Source organism: Croceivirga sp. ABH4_376, from assembly GCF_056160685.1.
Window position 1 is genome coordinate 529,576 of record NZ_JBSWXQ010000001.1, and the last position, 20,861, is coordinate 550,436.

The following is a 20,861-nucleotide window of genomic DNA, read 5'->3' on the forward strand; positions in this document are numbered from 1 at the left end:
TATGAAGAAGACTATTTTAATTACAGGCGCCACTAGTGGCATAGGTAAAGCAACCGCAATATATTTTGCAGCGGCCAATGGGTTTAGGTTAATTTTATGTGGCAGAAACCAAAAGGAACTAGTAAGACTACAAGAAGAGTTGGGTAAAACCACCGAAGTAACTACACTTTGTTTTGATGTGCGTGACAAAGACAAAGTTTTTAAGTTGATTGAAAGTTTAGAAGCTCCTTTTTCCCAAATAGATATTCTAATAAACAATGCAGGTAACGCCCACGGTTTAGATCCCATAGATAAAGGTAGTATAGAAGATTGGGATGCAATGATGGATATAAACGTAAAGGGTTTATTGTATGTGAGTAAAGCTGTAATTCCGCAAATGGTAGCACGCCAAGCGGGGCATATTATACATATTGGTTCTACCGCAGGTAAAGAAGTATACCCAAATGGTAATGTTTATTGTGCCAGTAAACATGCAGTAGACGCCATAAACCAAGGAATGCGAATAGATTTAAATGAATATGGCATTAGGGTAGGTGCCGTAAACCCAGGGTTAGTGGCCACGGCCTTTAGCGAAGTTAGGTTTAAAGGGGATACGGATAGGGCAGATAATGTATATAAGGGTTACCAGCCCTTGAAGCCAGAAGATATTGCAGAGATTATTCATTTTGTGGTTACCAGACCATACCATGTAAATATTGCAGATTTAACGGTGATGCCAACAGCACAAGCTTCGTCTACACTAATTAATAAAAGCGTATGATTAACAAACGTCTCCTCATTAAAAACCTCTTGGCACATAATGACGAGAACAGTTTCTATGATAAAAAACGCTATATATCTATTGGAGAAAAAGAGGGCAAGGCCAAGTTTTTAAAGCACGTTTGCGCGCTGGCCAATAGCAATCCTAAAAACAATTCTTTTATAGTAATTGGGGTAGAAGATGAGGACAATAAAATTGTTGGAGTAGATTTTTTTGACGACAGTAAAATTCAAAACTTAGTTAATGCGTATTTAGATAACCCTCCCTTAATTGCCTATGAGAATATTCCTTTTCCGCATTTGCCAGAAGGTAAAGTAGTTGGTTTGGTAACCATAACATCCAACGGTAAGGTGTGTGCTTTGCGCAAGAATATTTGGAAGTACTACGGTGGGTCGGTTTTTTTTAGGGAAGGTAGCATAAGCTTGCCCAAGGTATTTGATATAGAACTAAAAGATATCAACTCAGAAAAGGTAGCCACTATAGAACAACACGCCCGTAATAACATAGAACTAACTTTAGATGGTGTGGTAGATTTTATTCATTTTAAACATGCCGATTTAACCAGCCATTACAAAGTCTTTAAAGAACAATTTGTGGTTTGTTGGGCGGGTCATACCAAGCGGGTAAAAGACCAAATTTATTTTTCTAGGGTAGATATAGAATTGATTAACGAACAAGTAAAACTTTTTTATTCGGCTTTAGATGAAATTTCTATCCATTATGATGAAAATTCGTTCTCTATTTTAGAATACGTCCACTTGGGTCTAGGTAAACGCCAGAAATATTATCAACTAGAAAAAGTAACCATACGCTTTTTTGAAAACGGTAAGTATAAAATAGAAAGTGAGCTTTTGTTTGAGCCGCCTCAATATGATAAAAAAACCTTGTACCACCTTTACAACAGCAATAATAACATTACCACTAAATTGATAAAAGGAACGCCACTAAATGCTTTGGAGGAAAAAGACCTTTTAAGCTTGCCAGACACCTATCTTATTTGCTATTTAAATGGTTTTGAGGAGTCTAAAGAGCAAATGGAAGAATTAAGACCTTATTTAAAGAGGCACAACAAAGCGGTATATCAAGAATTAAAAGAGGCTTTACGTGTTATACGTAAAGTAAAATATAATTAAGCTTGTAATTGTTCTAAGCTAGGTAATGCAATAATAGCTCCATATTGGGTTGTAGTAATGGCACCAGCCTTATTTGCCATGCCCACCATGTCACACAACAAATCAAAATTAGTAGCTAAGCTGCTAGGGTCGTCCAATTTGGCTATTTGGTATAGTAAACAGCCTATAAAAGCATCACCAGCTCCGGTTGTGTCTACAGGATTAACAGCAATACTGGCAATGGTTTTTTGGTTTTGTGGCGTGCTCACATAGGTGCCGTCTTTACCTAGGGTAACCGTGATTATTTCTGTGCCCACCTCATGTAGTTTAATACAGGCCTCCTCTACCGTTTCTTTACCAGATAGCAATAAGGCTTCTTCTAAACTAAATTTACACAGATGCGATTTTTCTACGTATGCAAGACTTTTTTTAATGAAGGTTTCTTCTTTGTCTTTCCATAAATCTACACGGTAGTTGGGGTCAAAACTTATAAAACAATCTTTAGTTATAGCATCAAATAAATAATGACCATAAGCCTCTTCTAAACCGCCACCTAACAAGGCGGTAGCGGCACCAAAATGCACCATGTGGCCTTGAAATTTGTTTCTTATGGTAGAATCATATTTTAATTCCTTGTCGGCCCCACGGCTAAATACAAAATCACGTTCACCATCTTCTGCAATAGATACAAACGCCAAGGTTGTAAATTTTTTACTTCTTTGGGCAAGACTTATATCTACGTTTTCTTGGTTAAGTACGTTTAACAGAAAAGTACCGAACGGATCTTTGCCCACGCAACCTATAAAGTTACTTTTACCACCTAACTTGGCAATTGCACAGGCTACATTGGCAGGTGCACCACCGGCTTTTTTAGTAAACTCATTGGCCAAAGACAAATCACTGCCTTGATTTTCTGCCACAAAATCTATCAATAACTCTCCTATGCAAAAAATACGTGTCATGCTTAACATTTACTAAGGTTGGCAAGGTACACAGAAATTTATTTACTCCAATAGTGCACCAAAACTTTACCTTAACTTTTCGTTCTTTGGTAATTAAACCAATAATATTGTATCAAATTGTACTATGAGAACATTAGTTATTGGAGATATACATTCTGGTGTTAGGGCACTGGAGCAGGTTTTGGAAAGAGCAATGGTTTCTACTACAAATGATCACTTAGTTTTTCTGGGAGATTACGTAGACGCTTGGAGCACCGCTTTTGAAACGGTTCAATATTTAATTGAGTTGGATAAAACCCATAATTGCACCTTTTTACGGGGTAATCATGACGAATTGTGCCGGGATTGGATGCTTACAGATAAGGACAATCCAACATGGTTAATTCATGGAGGGGCCGCAACAAAGGCCTCTTATTTAAACGCAAACAGGTCTGCTTGGGAAGCTCATTTAAACTTTTTTGCAAGTCTAAAAAATTACTATTTGGACACTAAGAACAATTTGTTCTTACATGCTGGCTTCACCAATTTAAAGGGAATAGAACATGAATATTTTGAACAGTCTTTTTATTGGGACAGGACGCTTTGGGAACTAGCCCAGGTAGTAGATGGTAATTTGGATGTTTCAGATAAAAAGTATCCTAAAAGGTTAGCCAGTTATAACGAAATATTTATTGGGCACACGCCTATCTCCAAAACAGGTGTAGCTACCCCTAAAAATGGCGCCAATGTTTGGAATGTAGATACGGGAGCGGCCTTTAAAGGACCATTAACTATTATGGACATTGCCACCAAAGAATTTTGGCAAAGTGATCCCGTGCACACGTTGTATCCATCAGAAAATGGTAGAAATTAGGTTTTTTTTAAGGTGTTTTAAGAATTTTATAAGGAACTTTACTTAAAATAGCTATTTATGTCCCTTAAAAATATTCGGTTAGAAGTGATGCAAACCATAGAGCCTAAAGTACAAGGGTTTATGGATCAATTTTTAATGCCGATAGAAAAAATATGGCAACCCACGGATTTCTTGCCAGATTCACAAAGTGAAACTTTTTTTGATGAGGTTGAGCAGTTAAGAGAAGAAGCCAAAGAATTAGGATATGATTTTTGGGTAACCCTTGTTGCAGATACCATTACCGAAGAAGCATTGCCAACTTATGAAAGTTGGTTAATGGACGTAGAAGGCGTAGACCAACATGATGGAAAGGAAAATAGTTGGTCTAAATGGGTGCGTGCTTGGACTGCAGAAGAAAATAGGCATGGAGATGTGTTGAATAAGTACTTATACTTATCTGGTAGGGTAAACATGCGCGAAATTGAAATTACCACCCAGCATTTAATTGCAGATGGTTTTGATATTGGTACGGATAGAGATCCTTATAAAAACTTTGTTTACACCACTTTTCAGGAGTTGGCAACCAATATTTCGCATAAACGTGTAGGTAAATTGGCCAAGCAAAAGGGTAATGCCCTTTTGGCTAAAATGTGTAACATCATTGCCGGAGACGAAATGCGCCATCATTTGGCCTATCGTGAGTTTGTAAAGACCATTATGGAATATGATCCAAGCGGAATGGTTTTAGCTTTTGCGGATATGATGAAGAAAAAAATTGTAATGCCCGCGCATTTTTTAAGGGAAAGCGGTGGCAGTATGGGCGAAGCATTTGAGCAGTTTTCAAATTGTGCTCAACGTTTAGGGGTTTATACCGCTCAAGATTATATAGATATTTTAAAGAAATTAAATGCTGCTTGGGATTTAGAAAATGTAAGAGAACTTTCTGAACAAGCGGATAAGGCTAGAGAGTATTTGTTGAAATTACCAGGGCGTTTACAACGTATACAAGATAGGATGCGATTCTCCATGGACCCTTACAGGTTTAAATGGGTAGAAGCAAACGGAATGTTATAAAAAAAGCCGGTCTAATAGTAGACCGGCTTTTTAGTTTTAAAGCTTACCGCCTTTATGTTCATCTTGCCATTTTACCAATTCTAGCCATTTGCCTTCATAAGCCATTTTGGCTTGTAGTGGCCAAGAACCAGGATTGTGTATTCTGTAGCGTTCACCACCAGAATTAAGCACTTCTTGACATTTTTCTACAGAAGTCTCAGAAAGGGCTTTCCATGTTTTAATATCAAAATTGTGGAAAAGGCTTTCAATTTTTGGGCCAATGCCTTCAACTATTTTTAAATCGTCTTGTTTAATTTTTTTACCGTAAGCACTCTTGGCAGCATCGGCATTAAAGGCTAAGGCCGTTGCCCCACTTGCTGCTAAGGAAGAGACCACATTTGTGGCGGAGGCACTTTTAAGTTTGCCCTTACAAGCGTCTAAATCTACCTTTAATTGTGCATTTTCATCCTGTAAAGTTTTTAATTGTGTAGTATGATCCGTAACAGTTGCAGCGCCAAGTTTACTTTGGGCGGCATTTAGTTCCGCTTGTAATTTTGTATTCTTATCATTTAAGCTTTTAAGCTCCGCAGAATTGTCTATTACTTCTGTCTTGCTATTGCCTTTGCCCCAGAGGTAGCCTAAAATTGCGCAAATTGCGCCTACCAATAATGGAATTAACCAGCACCAGATATTATCAAAGTTCATTTTTTAAAGTTTAAGGGTTATAGAGATTATTTAAGTGTTACAACAGTTCTTCTATTTTGAGACCTGCCTTCTTCGGTAGCATTAGAAGCTATCGGAGCATCAGGTCCCTTTGAGTTAGATACAATTTTAGTACTTGGAATGCCATTTCTAATAAAATAGGCCATTGCAAAATCTGCTCTTTCTTGTCCAAGCGTTATGTTGTTGATGCGGTTGCCGGTATTATCCGTATGGCCAGTAACAACACACTGTGCTTCTGGTACCTGATCTAGATAATGGGCTATGTCTGCAATTTTTTGGCGCTGTTCCGTACTCAGGTCAATAGAGGCTTCTCCGGTCTTAAAATGCAAAATCAATGGATCATCCGTAATTTTTTTATATAAGTCTGCCAGTTGTTCTTTAGATTCTACCTTTTTGTCGTCTAAATCAAAAGAGATTGGCCCTAAGAATATACTATCCTTGGGGATAAGATTGTCCATAAGCTTACCGGTAATTTGGGTCTGGCTAGAGGGTACGCCTAATTGTACCAAATGATTTTTTACGCTATTGGCACGGGCTATACCTAAATTAGGCCATGCAGAATTGTTGGTTTCTTCTGAGGTATACAATCCGGTTATGGTAACCCCTTTATCTGAATTATCTTTTAAATAGGACCCTAAACTATCCGTTGCCATAGTAAGCATGGTAGACAATGGGGTTAGGTAATCTGCATCAGAAAAAGAAAAATTAAAGTTCTCTTGAGCGGTTAAGCTAAAGTCATCTCCATTAACGGTAAACGGAAATGCAGTTGGTTCTGGTGTTTTTGGAGTTTCAATTTTTTCCGATTCGGATAAAACTTCATCGGAGCTGCTAGTGACTAACCTGCAATCACTGCAAAGTGTAAAATAAAGAAACGTACCCAGAACAATGGTGAAAATAATACCTATTAAATAGGTCAAATTTCTGGTCATCTTGTTAATAATTAGTGTTATAGCCCACAAATTATAAAAAAACCAAAGAAAAAGTTAAAAAATATAAGAAAATATTGATTAGCAGGTGTTTAATGCCCTATCCCTTATTATGCACGAGAATAGCGCATATTGGCAGGTTGTACAGAAAAGCGTACCAATTATGCAATTTTAGCACATAAAAACTATGATTATTGCTTACTTGTATAGCGTTTTAAATATAAAACCCTATTTCTCCCGACAAAGATCCGGCATTGAAATAGGGTTACCTTATTTAAGTTTGAGTTAGTTAAGTTGGTTAAAGCCGGTGCTTATTAAAAGCAACGGCTTTTTATTTTATAAATTAAACTTGATTCCTTGTGCAAGGGGAAGGTCAGTAGTGTAGTTGATTGTATTGGTTTGTCTACGCATATACACCTTCCAAGCATCAGAACCACTTTCTCTACCACCGCCGGTTTCTTTTTCGCCACCAAAGGCACCGCCAATTTCGGCCCCAGACGTTCCTATATTTACATTGGCAATGCCACAATCACTACCCGCAACAGATAAAAAGCGTTCTGCTTCCCTAAGATTATTGGTCATTATTGCAGAAGATAGCCCCTGTGCCACATTGTTTTGCTGGTCAATGGCATTGGTTACATCGCCGCTATACTTTAATAAATATAGAATTGGCGCAAATGTTTCTTGCTGAACAATTTTATAATCATTCTTAGCTTCTACAATTGCTGGTTTTACATAACAACCACTAGTGTAACCATTTCCTTCTAAAACACCACCTGGCACTAGAATATTTGCCCCTTCCTTAACAGCTTGGTCCAATGCATTTTGATAATTGGCTACCGCATCCGTATCAATAAGTGGCCCAACATGGTTGTTCTGGTCCAATGGATTACCAATCTTTAACTGGCCATAGGCATTTATCAATGCCTCTTTTACCTTTTTGTACATGCTTTCATGAACTATAAGCCTTCTAGTTGATGTACAACGTTGGCCTGCAGTACCAACTGCCCCAAACACAGCCCCAATTATCGTCATTTTTATATCCGCATCCGGGGTAACGATAATGGCATTATTTCCACCCAGTTCTAATAGCGATTTACCTAGACGGCCGGCAACGGTTTGCGCAACTATTTTACCCATTCTAGTAGAACCTGTTGCGGATACCAAGGGTACACGATTATCCTGTGACAAAAATTCGCCAACCTTATAATCACCATTTATAATACAAGAAATACCTTCTGGCAAATTGTTGTTCTTTAATACGGTTGCAATTATGTTTTGGCAAGCAATACCGCATAAAGGTGTTTTTTCAGATGGTTTCCAAATACATACATCACCGCAAACCCATGCAAGGGCGGTATTCCATGACCATACCGCAACAGGAAAGTTAAAAGCAGAAATGATACCCACTAAACCCATTGGGTGGTATTGTTCATACATACGGTGGCCAGGTCTTTCAGAATGCATGGTTAAACCATGAAGCTGTCTAGACAAACCAACGGCAAAGTCACAAATGTCTATCATCTCTTGTACCTCGCCCAAACCTTCTTGGTAAGATTTTCCCATTTCGTAAGAAACAAGCTTGCCCAAGGGCTCCTTTAACTCACGTAACTTATCACCAAACTGTCTAACTATTTCTCCCCTTTGTGGAGCGGGAAGGCTACGCCAAGTCTTAAAAGCTTCTTGTGCTTTTTCCACTACTTGTTCATAATCTTCCTTAGTGGTGGTACTAACTTTAGCTATAAAAGCACCGTCTACAGGAGAGGTAGAACTTAACATAGAACCAGAACCAAACCAAAGGTTACCAGTAGATGTTCCATTGTTTTCTTGTTGTATTCCTAGTTGTTCAAGAGCTTCTTGTATTTGAAAACTTTGAGCTGTTTCTGACATTTATAACATTTTTAGCATTGATTGTTACAAAAATACAAATATTGTAGAGTTGTAGGTATTTTAATTTTTTGTGGCTTAACCAAATAGATTTCCTATACAGGCAAGTATACCTAACAAAGCAGGAATACCCTGTACGTAAAAGATGGTTTTTGATGCTGTATAGCCACCATATATCCCTGCAATACATACACAACTAAAAAAGAAAAACGCTACGTATATAGACCAAAGTGAATCTATTATAAAAACACTCCAAATTAAACCTGCCGCTAAAAAACCATTGTATAATCCTTGATTTGCCGCCAATGTTTTAGTGGGCTCAAATAAATGTTCTGGCATGGATTTAAACACTTTTTTTGCTTTTGTGGTCCATGCAAACATCTCTAAGTACAGAAAGTATACGTGTTGTAGCGCAACTAGTATAGCCAAGATTTTATAAAGAAAGCCCATATTATTCATTTTCTGCTACAAACCGTGGGTCTGTAGGCATTACCGTTCCACAAGAATTACAGGTACGGAGTTCTTTACTACTATAAAATTGTTTAAAATGCTTTAGAAAGTCTTTTTCAATATCATTTAAAGTAAAATAGGCTTCGTACAATTTGTTATTGCAATTGTCGCAGAACCATAAAAGGCCATCTTTTCCTTCTAAATCGTTACGTTTACGCTCTATTACTAGACCTATAGAACCTTCATGTCTAACAGGAGAATGGGGTATTTTGGCCGGATGTAAATACATATCTCCTGGGCCTAATACCATAGTTCTTTTTTCTCCTTCTTCTTGTATATGTACCTCTATGTTGCCCTCTAATTGATAAAAAAGCTCTTCGGTTTCGTTGTAATGGTAATCTTTTCTTGCATTAGGCCCTGCAACTATCATTACAATGTAATCACCAGCATCTTTGTACAGGTTTTTATTACCAACAGGAGGTTTTAAGAGTTCTCTATTTTCTTCTATCCACTTATTTAGATTAAAAGGAGCTTTAATGGCCATTATTTTTTTAAGAAAGGTACAAAAAAAGCTTTGTGCTTTAAAAGTAAAAAGGGCTGCCATTGGCAACCCTTTTTAAAAACACTTAACTTAATTTCTATAATCTATTCTTTATAAAAGATTTGTGTATAATACAAATCTCCTGTATTGCTTTCAGTTATACTTAAAGTGGTATGTGTATAATCTCCCTCTATGGTCTTCTTGTGCGAATTGCTTGACATCCACCCATCAAAAGCCGAAACTACATCATTATAATTTCTAGCAACATTTTCCCCTACCTTTTTTGCTTTTGTTTTCTTGGCAACTTTAGAAGCTCTTTCGTTAAAGTTATTATGACTTAAAGCATCATTGGTGATCATATACATATTGTGTTCTTCTGCCACTTCGTAAATTACTGCGTTGAACTCCAAACGGGCTAATCCTAAATCTTCTCTATGATTATTTATTATATCTAATAAGGCCTGCTCATTATCAGAAAGAACCAAACTTACTGCCTCAGTGGTGTTCTCTTCATACAAAGCAGTTTCCTCTTCCGTTGGGATTGTGCTGCAAGATGTAATACTAATTACAAGAATAAGTACAAGGGGGAATAAACGTTTCATTTTCAAATCGGTTTTCATTGTTTGTTCTCACTGCGAATGTATTTTAGAATGTTACCGAAACATGAAATTATCCTTAACTACCCATTTTTTTCGATAAGCCGTAAGATTAAGTGAAACAGGGGTTTATCGACGAAATACACTTGCATTTTATCGATGAAAAATGTAATATGTAGGAAAATACCTATTTTTATTGGGGCTGCGGTAGGTTTCTTTTAAACCGTTAGTTATAAGTTATTAAAGCGAAATGTAGGTTTCTTTTTCTTCCTTGTCTTCGTGGTCTAACTGTTCGTTTTCAGAGAACACCTTACTAAAGACCAGCGCTCCAATGTCCCTAACCGGACCATAAAGAATAGAATCGGTCTGATCTTCTTTGTCTATAAAGTTGAAAGAAGCGGTTGCTTTTTCAAAAAAAACTAAAAGTGCACCAACAATAATAGCTACCTTAAGTGCTCCAAAAATGCCACCTGCTATTTTGTTTAACAAGCCTAACATGGCAAAATCTGCAATCTTGGTAAGTAGTTTACCTGCAAAATGTACTACAAGTACTATTATTATAAAGGTTATTAAAAAAGATGCTATTTTAACGTAACTAGGATTCCACTCTGTATTGTTTTCTATGTAGGCACCGGCTATGTAGGAGAAATGTATAGTGCCATAAATACCAGCTATAAGGGCCACTAATGAGGCTAGTTCTACAAAAAGACCATTTTTTAAACCCTTATACAAACCCCATATAAGTAATAGCCCTAAAACAATATCTATAAAAGTCATGGTACGTGTTTAGGCAAATATAGGATATTGCGTTTTACCTTTGTAGTTTTAAAGGTATGACAGGAAATAGTAAGTTAAAGGAGCAGTGGGAGCTATTGGTAAAAAAGCTATCGGATAAATTTGCGGATGGAGATACTTTGGATCTGGACGGTATTATCTATTTAGTGGGTGTACAAGAATTAGGGCAATTAGGGCGCACTTTTAAAAAGGATGAAAAAGTGAACCTTATGCATATAGCTATTTGCAGGTTGCTAGAACCGTATGGTTTTTACGAATTTGATTTTTACGACCCAGACGGCTGGCCACATTACAAGGTAAAAGAACAATTACCCAACCTAAAGGCCGGTGAACAAGCTATTTTAATGAAAGAAGCTTTGGTCAATTATTTTTTGGAAAAAGCCTATATTTCTTAATCTAGCTTTTCCGTAAGTTTCTTAAATGCTTTTTTGGGGTCTTTATTTTCGTATAGGATACTGTACACCGTGTTGATAATGGGCGTTTTGGATTTTTTTTCTAGTTTGTCCATCAATATATGGGCGCTTTTGGCCGCATAATAGCCTTCTGCTACCATATTCATTTCCATCATTGCACTTTTTACCGTGTACCCCTTGCCAATCATGTTTCCAAACATTCTATTTCTACTGAATACAGAATAGCCTGTAACCAATAAATCACCCAAATAGGCACTATCGTTAATGTTACGTTTCATTTTATGGACTTTACCAATAAAGCGTTTCATTTCTCGGATAGCATTACTCATTAACACGCTTTGAAAATTATCGCCATAACCAAGGCCATGGGCAATTCCGGCAGCAATGGCATAAATATTCTTGAGTACGGCGGCATACTCCGTACCTATAATGTCGTCAGAAGTTTTGGTATTAATATACTCGTTGCGTAAATCTTTGGCCAATGTCTTTGCTTTGGAATCATCGGAACAAGCAATAGTTAAGTAAGATAGTCGTTCTAAAGCCACTTCTTCCGCATGGCAAGGACCGGTAATTACACCAATTTGGTCATAAGGTATGCCGTACTCAAAATGAAAATGTTCCCCTACGATTCTGCCAGTCTCCGGAACAATACCTTTAATGGCCGAAAAAATTATTTTTTCTTCCGGTAAATTTTTTAGTTGCGTTAATTCTGAGGCTAAAAACGCCGAGGGTATAACGAAGATTAGGACATCTGCACCCGTTACCGCTTCGTTAATATCTGTAGTTAATTGTAATTTATCTAGTTGTAATTCTACCGAACTAAGGTAATTTGGGTTGTGGTGCTCTCGCTTTAGATGTTCTACGGCGTACACGCTACGCATGTACCAATGTATGGTGTTATTGTTTTCAGTTAAAATTTTAACCAAGGCAGTTGCCCAACTACCACCACCTAAAACAGCGTATTTTGTTTTTGCTTTCATTCTTCTTTGTCTGCGCCAAAGTTAAATATAGATTTTGATATTAGGTTAAACCCTTGTTATTAGTGGGTTATCCATTTTGGCACAATACTTGGTTTTATAATAACGAATCGAAAAACGAATGATTATGAAAACAAAAAGTATACTATTAGGAATTTTAAGTTTAGTTTTTTTGAGCTCTTGTTATACCGAAGTTATCATAGAAGACGATTATTTGGTAGCATCTCCCGTACATACGGATGATGTTTTACAATCTTTTGATTTATGGTACGTAGATATTAATGCCACGGACGGTAATGGAGAGGTACCTTTTCTTCAAAATGCGTTCACTGTAAGTTTTAAAGATGGGGTTGTATATGCCAATAACAATATTGTAGGATTAGGAAAAACAGGGAACGGCCTTGGTATAGACGTTGGTAGCTATGGTACTTTTACGGGCCAAATAGAGATAGATCATGATGTAGACGGCCTTTGGTTGTTAGATTTATATGTAGTAAACAACAACACCTTGGAAATGCATGATCCGCGTTCTAACACCAGTTATTTTTTAAATGGATATCAAAGAAGAAATTTTGATTACGACCGGATGTTTTATGAGAACCTTACCTACTTTTTACAGGAATATACGGCTTGGGAAAAAACGTTTACTAGTGAGGAAGGAGCCATAAACGATTTTGATGCAGAAAATTATATGCGGTTTTTTGATGATGTTGGAGGCGTCTTTCAATCTTCCCAAGATGCCAATGGTACCGCATTAGGTAATTTGCTTTGGGACTATGAAGGGGCTTACCAAATATATGATACCAATGAGCCCACTTTAAAAACTTTAACACTGGATTATGACTATCTAGGCAATGAATACTTTGAGTTGTACGTTATAGATGATAGTACAATAGAATTGTACCATGTAGCCAGCGGTACGCTTTATGAGTTTAGTGGTAGAGGCTACATACAATATTTAAAATCTGATGATAAAACGGGTAAAAAACGTTCAAAATCCAATAATAAAAAAATGGACGTATCCCGTGCTAGAAGTCTGTAAGGAAACTGTTTCCTAAACGACTATATAAACGTTTTTTGGTTGGTTATTTAGTTAGAAATCGCCTCGCTGTATCCTTTGGATTACACGGGGCGGTTTTTTTTGGCCAATTTTAATTACGATTTAATTTTCTAATTGCTCGTAGGGCTTTGTAAATGTTTAAATATGATGTTTTTAGATTGATAAATTCTTAAAAATGATTCCTTTACTAGCTAAACCCGCATTTAGTGTTAATTTTGCCGGCTTAATTAGGAAACATGAAAAAGTACCTAAACCTTTTCGATTTTAGTCAGAAAGTAGATTACAAAACAGAGATATTGTCTGGTTTAACAGTGGCATTGGCCTTGGTGCCAGAAGCTATTGCCTTTGCATTAATTCCAGGTTTCTCTCCATTAACTGGTCTGTATGCAGCTTTTGTAATGGCATTGATAACATCTATTTTGGGCGGTAGACCGGGAATGATTTCTGGCGCAACCGGTGCCGTGGCGGTAATATTTGTTGGGCTTATTTTAGAATTGAAAAATACGTTTCCGGGTATAGAACCCGTAACCATTCTTAATTATACGTTTGCTACCGTAATTCTTGCAGGTGTATTGCAAATTTTAGCAGGTGTATTGCGTTTGGGTAAATTTATCCGCTTAGTACCACAACCCGTAATGTTTGGTTTTGTAAATGGTTTGGCCATAATAATTTTTATGGCGCAGTTTCCTAATTTTTACAATAAAGAAACTGGAGAATTAATGACGGGCAGCTCTATGTACATAATGTTGGGCCTAACCTTGCTTACCATGCTTATTATCTGGGGGTTACCAAAATTAACCAAGGTGGTGCCTTCATCTTTGGTGGCTATAATAGTTGTTTCGGCTATAGTTATTGGTTTTGGGGTTAACACTTTAACGGTTGCCGATATTATGAGAGAAGGCGAGACCATAAAAGGTGGTTTTCCTCCTTTATCTATTCCGCAAATTCCATTTACTTGGGCCACTTTTAAGATAATTATTCCTTACGCAGCCATAGTTGCTGGGGTTGGGTTAATAGAAAGCTTATTAACGTTAAATATTGTAGATGAGATTACCCAAACCAGAGGTAGGGGTAATAAAGAATGTGTAGCACAAGGCGTTGGTAATATTTTTTCTGGCTTTTTATCTGGAATGGGTGGTTGCGCTATGATTGGCCAGAGTTTAATTAATACCTCTTCTGGAGCAAGAGCAAGATTATCCGGTATTACCGCGGCAGTTATGTTGTTGGTGTTTATAATGTTTGGTAGTAGTTTAATAGAACGCTTACCTATGGCGGCGTTGGTGGGTTTAATGTTTATGGTTGCCATTGGTACGTTTGAATGGGCCAGCTTTAAAACCTTTGGTAAAATGCCTAAGTCAGATGTGATCGTCATGGTTTTGGTAACACTAATTACTGCTATAACACACAATTTGGCTGTGGCCGTTTTATTAGGAGTGATAATTTCTGCACTTGCTTATTCTTGGGAGAATGCAAAGCGTATCCGTGCACGTAAACATACAGATGGGAATGGTGTTAAGCATTACGAAATATACGGTCCTTTATTCTTTGGTTCTACCACCTTGTTTGCAGAAAAATTTGATGTACAAGATGACCCAGAAGAAGTAATTATTGATTTTAAAGAAAGTAGGGTAGCAGATATGTCTGGGATAGAGGCATTGCACAAAATTACCGAGCGTTACGCTAAGGCAGGTAAAAAAGTACATTTAAAGCATCTGAGCAACGATTGTAGAAGGTTGTTACAAAACGCAGACAGTATTATAGAAGTTAATGTATTGGAAGACCCAACCTATAAAGTGGTTTCAGACAAGTTTTAGCGGTTTAGTCGTTTAACTTACCTAAAAAGACATTCACTTTAGGGTTTATAGGATTTCCGGCGATCCTGCGTAAGAGAACTACTTGTCCGGTGTGGTAAATAGCATCGGAAAGTTGCCCGTTTAGAAGGTTCCAAAATGGAAATGAAACGCGATTTTCTCCCCGCTGAAAAGTCACGTTTAATTTTTCAAATTCGGTCGCTGTGGCAAGCTTATAGGCATCACTTGCTTTTTTTAAATTACCAAGTGTTTCTAGCCTAAGTTGTTCAAGGGTATATTCTATTTTTGTCTCTTGCCGTACATTAGGTTGTTGTTCTACAGCGTTGCGCACAGCTTTAGAAAGTTGTAAAATGTGTTCTAAAGTAGTTTTAATATCTCGGCTGTCTTTGGCAGCTGCAAAAGTCAACTCTTTTTGTGTTAAACCTTCGGTTGCCCAATAATATCTAAATCCTAATCCGTCTATGGTTCTAGACACTATTGCTCCAGTGGTATAGTTTTTTTCTGGTTCTGGAAGGGTCGCAAATGGTAGGGATTCTTGCGCCATAGCTGTAAATAACGTTAACAAATAGAATGAAATAAAGACGGTTACTTTAACTTTTTGGTGCATTAATACATGGTGTTGGTATTGGCAGAAGTTTTAGGAATTTGTTGTATAGCATCCCAATGCTCAACAATTTTACCTTCAGCATCAAACCTAAAAAAATCCATAGTAATATATTGGTCATTTCCGGGCCAAGTCTGGTGCGTATGCAACGCCACTAAATCGCCTTCTGCTATACATCTTACAAATTCAATAGACTTTTTAGGGTACTCTTGTTGCATTCTTTCAAAATAGGCAATAAAGCCCTCTTTACCGTCTTCTACATCTGGGTTATGTTGTATGTAAGTTGCTCCTACATATAACTTAACCGCTTCTTTAGGGTTGCCTAAGTATGCCATTTTATAAAAGGCAATAGCGTTGTTCTTGTTGTTTTCTAGATTCATAAACTAGATTTGCTGAATTTTTCTGCCATTTTATAGGCTTTATATGCATTGAGAACTTTTCCTGACTTTGTGATATTGGAAAATGGGATGCTATCCTTTGCATAGGTATTAACCATCATATCATAAGATGTTCCACTCTCCATTAGAATACGTTTTAATTCTTTTGCGGATAATTTTGGAAAGTGCGATTTTAGCATAGCAGCAACTCCTGATGTTATGGCTGCTGATACAGATGTTCCGCCGTTACCTGGAAAATATTTGGAGTCTTTCTTGGAAGTAGTGGTTATATTTTCACCAGGTGCCAATAAGTCCACGCTTTCAGCACCAATATTTGCCCATTCGGCGAATACTTGTTTTGGGTTTTCGTTGGAAGCGGAAACGTGTAATACATTATTAAGACTATCACCTTTTTCATTATAATCTATAGGGTAATATTTTAATATGGATTTTGCATCAACATCATCACCACTGTTCCCAGAGGCTATTACCACTAATACATCGTGTTGTTCGGCGTATTCAAGAGCTTTGTAATAATACTCTGGATGAACTGGAAGTCTGGACCCACTACTATAATTAATAATTTTGGCCCCATTGTCTACGGCATATTTAACGGCCGCATAAAAGTCCTTTTCGGTTTCCCCTCCTTCTTCCGCCCAGATGGCCAATGGCATGATTTTTATTTTATTTGATATTCCCCTTATACCAAGTCCATTACCCCTCTGGGCTGCGATTACACCAGCCAATTGTGTGGCATGGTCTTCCTCATTGTTTGAATCAATTAAATTACTACCATAGTTTAGATCACTTAAATCGTTCGCTTTTTCTTTAAGTTTTAACCGGTCGTTGTAACCAATGGTATTGATAGTGGATTTCTTAATCCAATATAACCTTTCATTCCTTTGTAACTCTTTGTAGGATACTCCATTTTGTAAAAACATCTTTAAGTTAAGGAGAACCACTTCTTCTTTGCGATTATTGAAGGTTACGGTGTCTAGTTCCTCTTTGGTATACCCATCGATTAAGGGAATCCTATCGGATAACAGTGCTAACTGGTTTCTGTATATTTGATAAAAATCATCGCGCGTAGCATGGGAAATTTCTTCTTGTTCTTTTCTATCCTCATGCTGTTTAACAGCAAATTGATACATTTCATAAAGTTCTTTGTCCTCAGGTCTTATTTCAGTTGAATCGACTCCTTTAAAACGGCTTTGATAAGCATTTATAAATCGAGTATCGGAATAGTTGGTGTATTTAACAGAGTTGTACCTATCAATCCCTAAAAAATTCCAACCATTTATATCGTCTACATATCCATTGGCATCATCGTCTATACCGTTATTTGGTATTTCTCCTGAATTAATGTGGATTTGGTTCTTGATGTCCTCATGGAATAGGTCAATCTGACTATCTATCAAGGCAACAATAACATCTTGTCCCCTATTCTCTAGGTCATATTCACTATAAAGGCGTTCTAGGGAAATTCCCGGAACAGAATCTTTTTCCAAATCCTTTAGGTGCCATGATATGTCTTCCTCAATTCTTAGGTGATTGGATTTTTCGTTACAAGAAATAAGAAAACAAATAACATATAAAAAAAGAAATGTACGATTACAGTTCATCTATGATATTTTAAAAAAAAAGCTGTTATCAAATCCATTTACAGATTTATAACAGCTTTTCTAAGAATTGGTTATTAGTAATTTTTATAGTGTTCTAAGATACTCTGCCAATTCTCTAGCTTGATCTTCTGTTAAATTTTGGTTTAACATGATTGCGTTGTTGTACTCTTTTAAAAGCGCTTTTGCAATTGGGTCTTCCTTAAGCATCCCATCTGGATTTAAAATCATGTTCATAACCCATTCTGGACTTCTGCGCTCATATACCCCTTTCATTGCGGGGCCAATCATTCTTTTGTCTACCATATGGCACGCAACACAAACAGAATTAAAAGTAGCTTCACCTTTTGCAGCTAATTCCGTATCAATTTCATCTGCAAAGTCTACATTTTTAATAGGGCCAACACCTTTGTTATCTAAATCTACGGGTACGCCACTGCTTTCAGCATCTGCCTTAGTGGTTTCGGTTTTAGTCCTATTTACTTCAAAACCTTCTTTTTTCTCTTTCTTTTCACCACAACTAGCTATTAAAGCGCCAAGTGCCAAAAAAAGTACTACTTTTTTCATGGGTATTTATGTTTGTTCTTCAGTTTTTACAAGCACTAAATATAATGAAAAAACAAAAGAGAATACTTCTTAATAGCTAAAGGATAGGTTAATAAAATAACTACGGCCAAAGCCATACCAATATTTAGGAGCAAAGGAAGGGTTGTCTCTTAAGTTATCTGTTTGTAGTTGTTCAAAATTTCCATTTCTACTTTGCTGGTAACCGCCTGAAATATAGTCTGTATCAAAAAGGTTATTGATGCTAATAAAGAGGCTAATGTATTTTCCGTTTTTTAGCCAAGATTTACCACCAACAAGATTTAATAAGTAAAACGGATTTTCTTTATGCTGTTTTAGAAGTTTTGTTATAGCTTCCTGGGTGGCAGTAGGAAAGGGCCTATTGGTTTCTGGGTTAAGGGTAAAGCTGGCAGTTCTAATAATACTACTCAGGCCAACGTAATTTTGGTCTAAATAATTAGTTGTTGCTCCTAGCCACCAGTACTTTGGATCTCTATATTCAATGCCAAGGGAATATGTTTTTTGTGGTCCTTGACTTAAACGTAAGTCTTTAAGATTGGCTTTGCCTAAATCGATAAAACCATTTACATCCAAGGGCTCTTCGTCTGCATTGGCCGTATCAAAATTTATAGTAACATCTGGGTTGTTGGCATACCTATACACGCCTAAATTTGCCACGGCACTTAGCTTAACTTGTGGGGAAGCATGGTAAGAAACACCTATTTCCAAGCCTTTGTGCAGATGGTCCATATTGGTTACCACCTCTTGTACAAAATCTGAACCCACACCAGCATCGACATAAAAATAATTTACTCTAGATAGGTCTTGAAATCGCGTATAGAACGCGGTTATTCTACCATCAAAATCTGGATATTTAAAAGTGTAACTGATGTCTGTTGCGGTTATACGTTCTACCTTTGGTTGGGCTATAATTTGGTTATTTTCCCGTGGGTTAACAAATAGCCGTTGTAAACTAGGAGCCCTATTTAAACGTGCTGCATTTAGGTGTATCCAATTTCTGCCATTGAGTTTATAAGTCAATTGTAATTTGCCGCTCAAACCTAAAAGGGTAATAGGTTCACTGTCGCCTTCAGAATTATCTAAATATCGTTGATTTTGAAAATAACCTGTTCTTTGTGTTTTTAATTGATTAATAGCTAGGCCCAAGCCATAATCAAAAGATTTCCATTGCCCTTGTAGTTGTGTAAAAGCGTTTATAACATTGGATTGTAATTTGTAATGGTAGTTGAATTTATCTCCTTTTGTAATTTGTAAAGGACCATTGGTGTTGTTTAGGGTGTTAGAAAAAGGGTCTATATCTTCATGAAAGGTTGCGCCTAGAAGGTCTGTTGCCTCCGAATAGAAAGTGTTGGCCTCATTCTTGTAGGTTATGCCGGCATCTAATTTCATAGCAGTGTTCAACTTTATATTGACTGTGCCATTAAGGTTTAGGGTGTTGGTTTGGTTAACATCATCTAACAACACATATGCAGCTTTACCGATTAAACTCGGATTTGTATTGGCGGTATATAAATGGGTCCAATTTAATTGGGAGTTTTCTAGAAAACCTTCTCTCGCCAAACTAGCATTGGTAAAATCTGCCCCAATAGCATTATTAATATAATAGCTGGGTAAAAACCTATAGTAAGTAGGGTCTGGGTTTGGTGCATTATAATAGGCTAGCCTACTTCTTTTGTTAAATCCTGTTTGTAAAGAAATACCAGAGGTGAATTTTAGAGTATTTCCCTTATAAAAATAATTTAGCATAGCTATTGGCTCCATTATTTTTCTTGTACGGCTGTTTCTAATTTTTCCATTTTGAAATCCCCAATAAGGATTATATTGCTTTCCCTTTAAATTGTAAACCTCTTGTGTTATGGCGGAACTTCTACCTCTGGTATTTTTAGCCAGGATAAAGGTTCCTAAAAGGGAATGTTTTTTATTAAATTGATATTCAAGTGCGCCGAATGCGGCATAAGCATTATACAAGGTGCCATCCACATAGCCTTCTTTTGCCCATCTTTTAGATGCAGAGACACTATAAGCAAATCCCGTTTCATTATTTTGATGGGTGTATGTAGCCATTAACCTTCCGGTATATGTTCGGTTAGAATAGGAAGAGGTAAGGCGCATTCCCGGTCTAAAACCGGAAGGTCTTGTATCTATATTGGTTGTACCGAGCACGTTTCCAAATGCTCTTGAATTAAAATCTAACCCATTGGAAAAGGTTTGGTTTCTTGTTACGTCATTTAAACCACCCCAATTATTCCAATCAGGTCTACCATTTAGCAGTTTATTCATGGCAATACCATTAAACAAAACAGTTCCCTCTTGAGAATCGTAACCTCTAACTTTGAAAAATGCCTGCCCAAAGTCAAAGGCGGCACGCTGTAAAAAAATATCTCTTGTTGCCTGCAATAAGCCTTGAGATGCGTTTAGGCTATTGTTTTCATCGGAAAGCTCCAAATCTGTAAGGCTTATTAAGTTGAGGTTTTGTTCTTGTGTTACATCAGGCATAAGAAAAATATTGCCTAGGCTAATTTTTTCTTCTTCTAAAAAAACTTCTATCCTTTTAGTTTGGTAACCATTACGTATAAAATGGATTAGAATACTGGTTTCTGAAATTTTATGTTGTAGAATAAATTCGCCATTATCACTTGTATGGACTAGATGTAGGTTGCTTTTAACAGCAACTTCAACACTTTCTAAAGGTTTTTTGGTTACATAATCATATACCTTACCGGTTACTATTAATTCTTGTGATATCAATATGTTTGAACATAGTAAGATGTGTAGAAA

At 36.9% G+C, this 20,861-nt stretch carries 21 protein-coding genes; 7 read left to right on the forward strand and 14 right to left on the reverse strand.

Annotation, left to right across the window (positions count from 1 at the left end; all coding sequences use genetic code 11):
- The first annotated feature begins 1 nt into the window (after position 1).
- Both ACXAGS_RS02330 and ACXAGS_RS02335 read left to right on the forward strand, forming a co-directional pair.
- Positions 2-760, forward strand: a complete 759-nt coding sequence (locus tag ACXAGS_RS02330; protein ID WP_474904182.1) for an SDR family NAD(P)-dependent oxidoreductase — start codon at positions 2-4, stop codon at positions 758-760.
- Entirely contained in the window at positions 757-1,893 is a 1,137-nt protein-coding gene (locus ACXAGS_RS02335) for a DUF5929 domain-containing protein (RefSeq protein WP_474904184.1), read from the forward strand. Before ACXAGS_RS02330 ends, ACXAGS_RS02335 begins: the two co-directional genes overlap by 4 nt.
- Here the strand turns inward: ACXAGS_RS02335 and ACXAGS_RS02340 are convergent.
- A complete protein-coding gene (locus ACXAGS_RS02340; RefSeq protein ID WP_474904186.1) occupies positions 1,890-2,834 on the reverse strand; it encodes a carbohydrate kinase family protein in 945 nt (314 codons plus the stop codon). The two genes, ACXAGS_RS02335 and ACXAGS_RS02340, sit on opposite strands and share 4 nt — an antisense overlap.
- Positions 2,835-2,958: 124 nt before the next feature.
- Between ACXAGS_RS02340 and ACXAGS_RS02345 the strand changes: the two genes are divergently transcribed.
- Entirely contained in the window at positions 2,959-3,687 is a 729-nt protein-coding gene (locus ACXAGS_RS02345; protein WP_474904187.1) for a metallophosphoesterase, read from the forward strand.
- Between the two features lie 57 nt (positions 3,688-3,744).
- Positions 3,745-4,740 (forward strand): acyl-ACP desaturase, encoded by a 996-nt coding sequence (locus ACXAGS_RS02350; RefSeq protein WP_474904189.1) that lies wholly within the window; start codon positions 3,745-3,747, stop codon positions 4,738-4,740.
- A gap of 36 nt (positions 4,741-4,776) precedes the next feature.
- Here ACXAGS_RS02350 and ACXAGS_RS02355 read toward each other — a convergent pair whose 3' ends face one another.
- The 7 genes from ACXAGS_RS02355 to ACXAGS_RS02385 form a co-directional block, all read right to left on the reverse strand.
- Positions 4,777-5,424, reverse strand: a complete 648-nt coding sequence (locus tag ACXAGS_RS02355; protein WP_474904191.1) for a hypothetical protein — start codon at positions 5,422-5,424, stop codon at positions 4,777-4,779.
- A gap of 26 nt (positions 5,425-5,450) precedes the next feature.
- Entirely contained in the window at positions 5,451-6,371 is a 921-nt protein-coding gene (locus ACXAGS_RS02360; RefSeq protein WP_474904193.1) for an OmpA family protein, read from the reverse strand.
- 333 nt (positions 6,372-6,704) lie between these two features.
- Positions 6,705-8,258, reverse strand: a complete 1,554-nt coding sequence (gene amaB / locus ACXAGS_RS02365) for an L-piperidine-6-carboxylate dehydrogenase (RefSeq protein ID WP_474904194.1) — start codon at positions 8,256-8,258, stop codon at positions 6,705-6,707.
- 75 nt (positions 8,259-8,333) lie between these two features.
- The gene (locus tag ACXAGS_RS02370; RefSeq protein WP_474904195.1) at positions 8,334-8,705 is read right to left on the reverse strand and encodes a DUF1304 domain-containing protein; all 372 of its coding nucleotides are present in this window, start codon (positions 8,703-8,705) and stop codon (positions 8,334-8,336) included.
- A gap of 1 nt (position 8,706) precedes the next feature.
- Positions 8,707-9,249, reverse strand: coding sequence for a 3-hydroxyanthranilate 3,4-dioxygenase (locus ACXAGS_RS02375; RefSeq protein WP_474904796.1), 543 nt, complete (start codon positions 9,247-9,249; stop codon positions 8,707-8,709).
- Between the two features lie 101 nt (positions 9,250-9,350).
- Positions 9,351-9,848 carry a CAP domain-containing protein gene (locus ACXAGS_RS02380; protein WP_474904197.1) on the reverse strand — a complete coding sequence of 166 codons (498 nt, stop codon included), beginning with the start codon at positions 9,846-9,848 and terminating at the stop codon, positions 9,351-9,353.
- Between the two features lie 234 nt (positions 9,849-10,082).
- The gene (locus ACXAGS_RS02385) at positions 10,083-10,619 is read right to left on the reverse strand and encodes a CvpA family protein (protein WP_474904199.1); all 537 of its coding nucleotides are present in this window, start codon (positions 10,617-10,619) and stop codon (positions 10,083-10,085) included.
- Between the two features lie 56 nt (positions 10,620-10,675).
- On the opposite strand from ACXAGS_RS02385, the gene ACXAGS_RS02390 reads away from it, so the two are divergent.
- The gene (locus tag ACXAGS_RS02390; protein ID WP_474904200.1) at positions 10,676-11,032 is read left to right on the forward strand and encodes a hypothetical protein; all 357 of its coding nucleotides are present in this window, start codon (positions 10,676-10,678) and stop codon (positions 11,030-11,032) included.
- On the opposite strand, the gene ACXAGS_RS02395 is transcribed toward ACXAGS_RS02390, so the two are convergent.
- A complete protein-coding gene (locus ACXAGS_RS02395; protein ID WP_474904202.1) occupies positions 11,029-12,030 on the reverse strand; it encodes an NAD(P)H-dependent glycerol-3-phosphate dehydrogenase in 1,002 nt (333 codons plus the stop codon). The genes ACXAGS_RS02390 and ACXAGS_RS02395 overlap by 4 nt on opposite strands.
- A gap of 124 nt (positions 12,031-12,154) precedes the next feature.
- Between ACXAGS_RS02395 and ACXAGS_RS02400 the strand changes: the two genes are divergently transcribed.
- Both ACXAGS_RS02400 and ACXAGS_RS02405 read left to right on the forward strand, forming a co-directional pair.
- The gene (locus ACXAGS_RS02400; protein WP_474904204.1) at positions 12,155-13,069 is read left to right on the forward strand and encodes a nicotinic acid mononucleotide adenyltransferase; all 915 of its coding nucleotides are present in this window, start codon (positions 12,155-12,157) and stop codon (positions 13,067-13,069) included.
- Between the two features lie 254 nt (positions 13,070-13,323).
- Positions 13,324-14,901, forward strand: coding sequence for a SulP family inorganic anion transporter (locus tag ACXAGS_RS02405; RefSeq protein ID WP_474904206.1), 1,578 nt, complete (start codon positions 13,324-13,326; stop codon positions 14,899-14,901).
- Between the two features lie 4 nt (positions 14,902-14,905).
- Here ACXAGS_RS02405 and ACXAGS_RS02410 read toward each other — a convergent pair whose 3' ends face one another.
- From ACXAGS_RS02410 to ACXAGS_RS02430, 5 genes are all read right to left on the reverse strand, one after another.
- Positions 14,906-15,505 carry a DinB family protein gene (locus ACXAGS_RS02410; protein ID WP_474904207.1) on the reverse strand — a complete coding sequence of 200 codons (600 nt, stop codon included), beginning with the start codon at positions 15,503-15,505 and terminating at the stop codon, positions 14,906-14,908.
- A complete protein-coding gene (locus tag ACXAGS_RS02415) occupies positions 15,505-15,882 on the reverse strand; it encodes a nuclear transport factor 2 family protein (RefSeq protein ID WP_474904209.1) in 378 nt (125 codons plus the stop codon). The genes ACXAGS_RS02410 and ACXAGS_RS02415 overlap by 1 nt, the downstream gene beginning before the upstream one ends.
- Complete coding sequence (locus tag ACXAGS_RS02420) at positions 15,879-17,501, reverse strand: S8 family serine peptidase (RefSeq protein WP_474904211.1); 1,623 nt, start codon at positions 17,499-17,501, stop codon at positions 15,879-15,881. The genes ACXAGS_RS02415 and ACXAGS_RS02420 overlap by 4 nt, the downstream gene beginning before the upstream one ends.
- Before the next feature lie 84 nt (positions 17,502-17,585).
- On the reverse strand, positions 17,586-18,065 hold the full coding sequence (locus tag ACXAGS_RS02425) for a c-type cytochrome (protein ID WP_474904213.1): 480 nt from the start codon (positions 18,063-18,065) through the stop codon (positions 17,586-17,588).
- A gap of 69 nt (positions 18,066-18,134) precedes the next feature.
- Positions 18,135-20,831, reverse strand: a complete 2,697-nt coding sequence (locus ACXAGS_RS02430) for a TonB-dependent receptor (RefSeq protein ID WP_474904214.1) — start codon at positions 20,829-20,831, stop codon at positions 18,135-18,137.
- Positions 20,832-20,861: the final 30 nt, after the last annotated feature.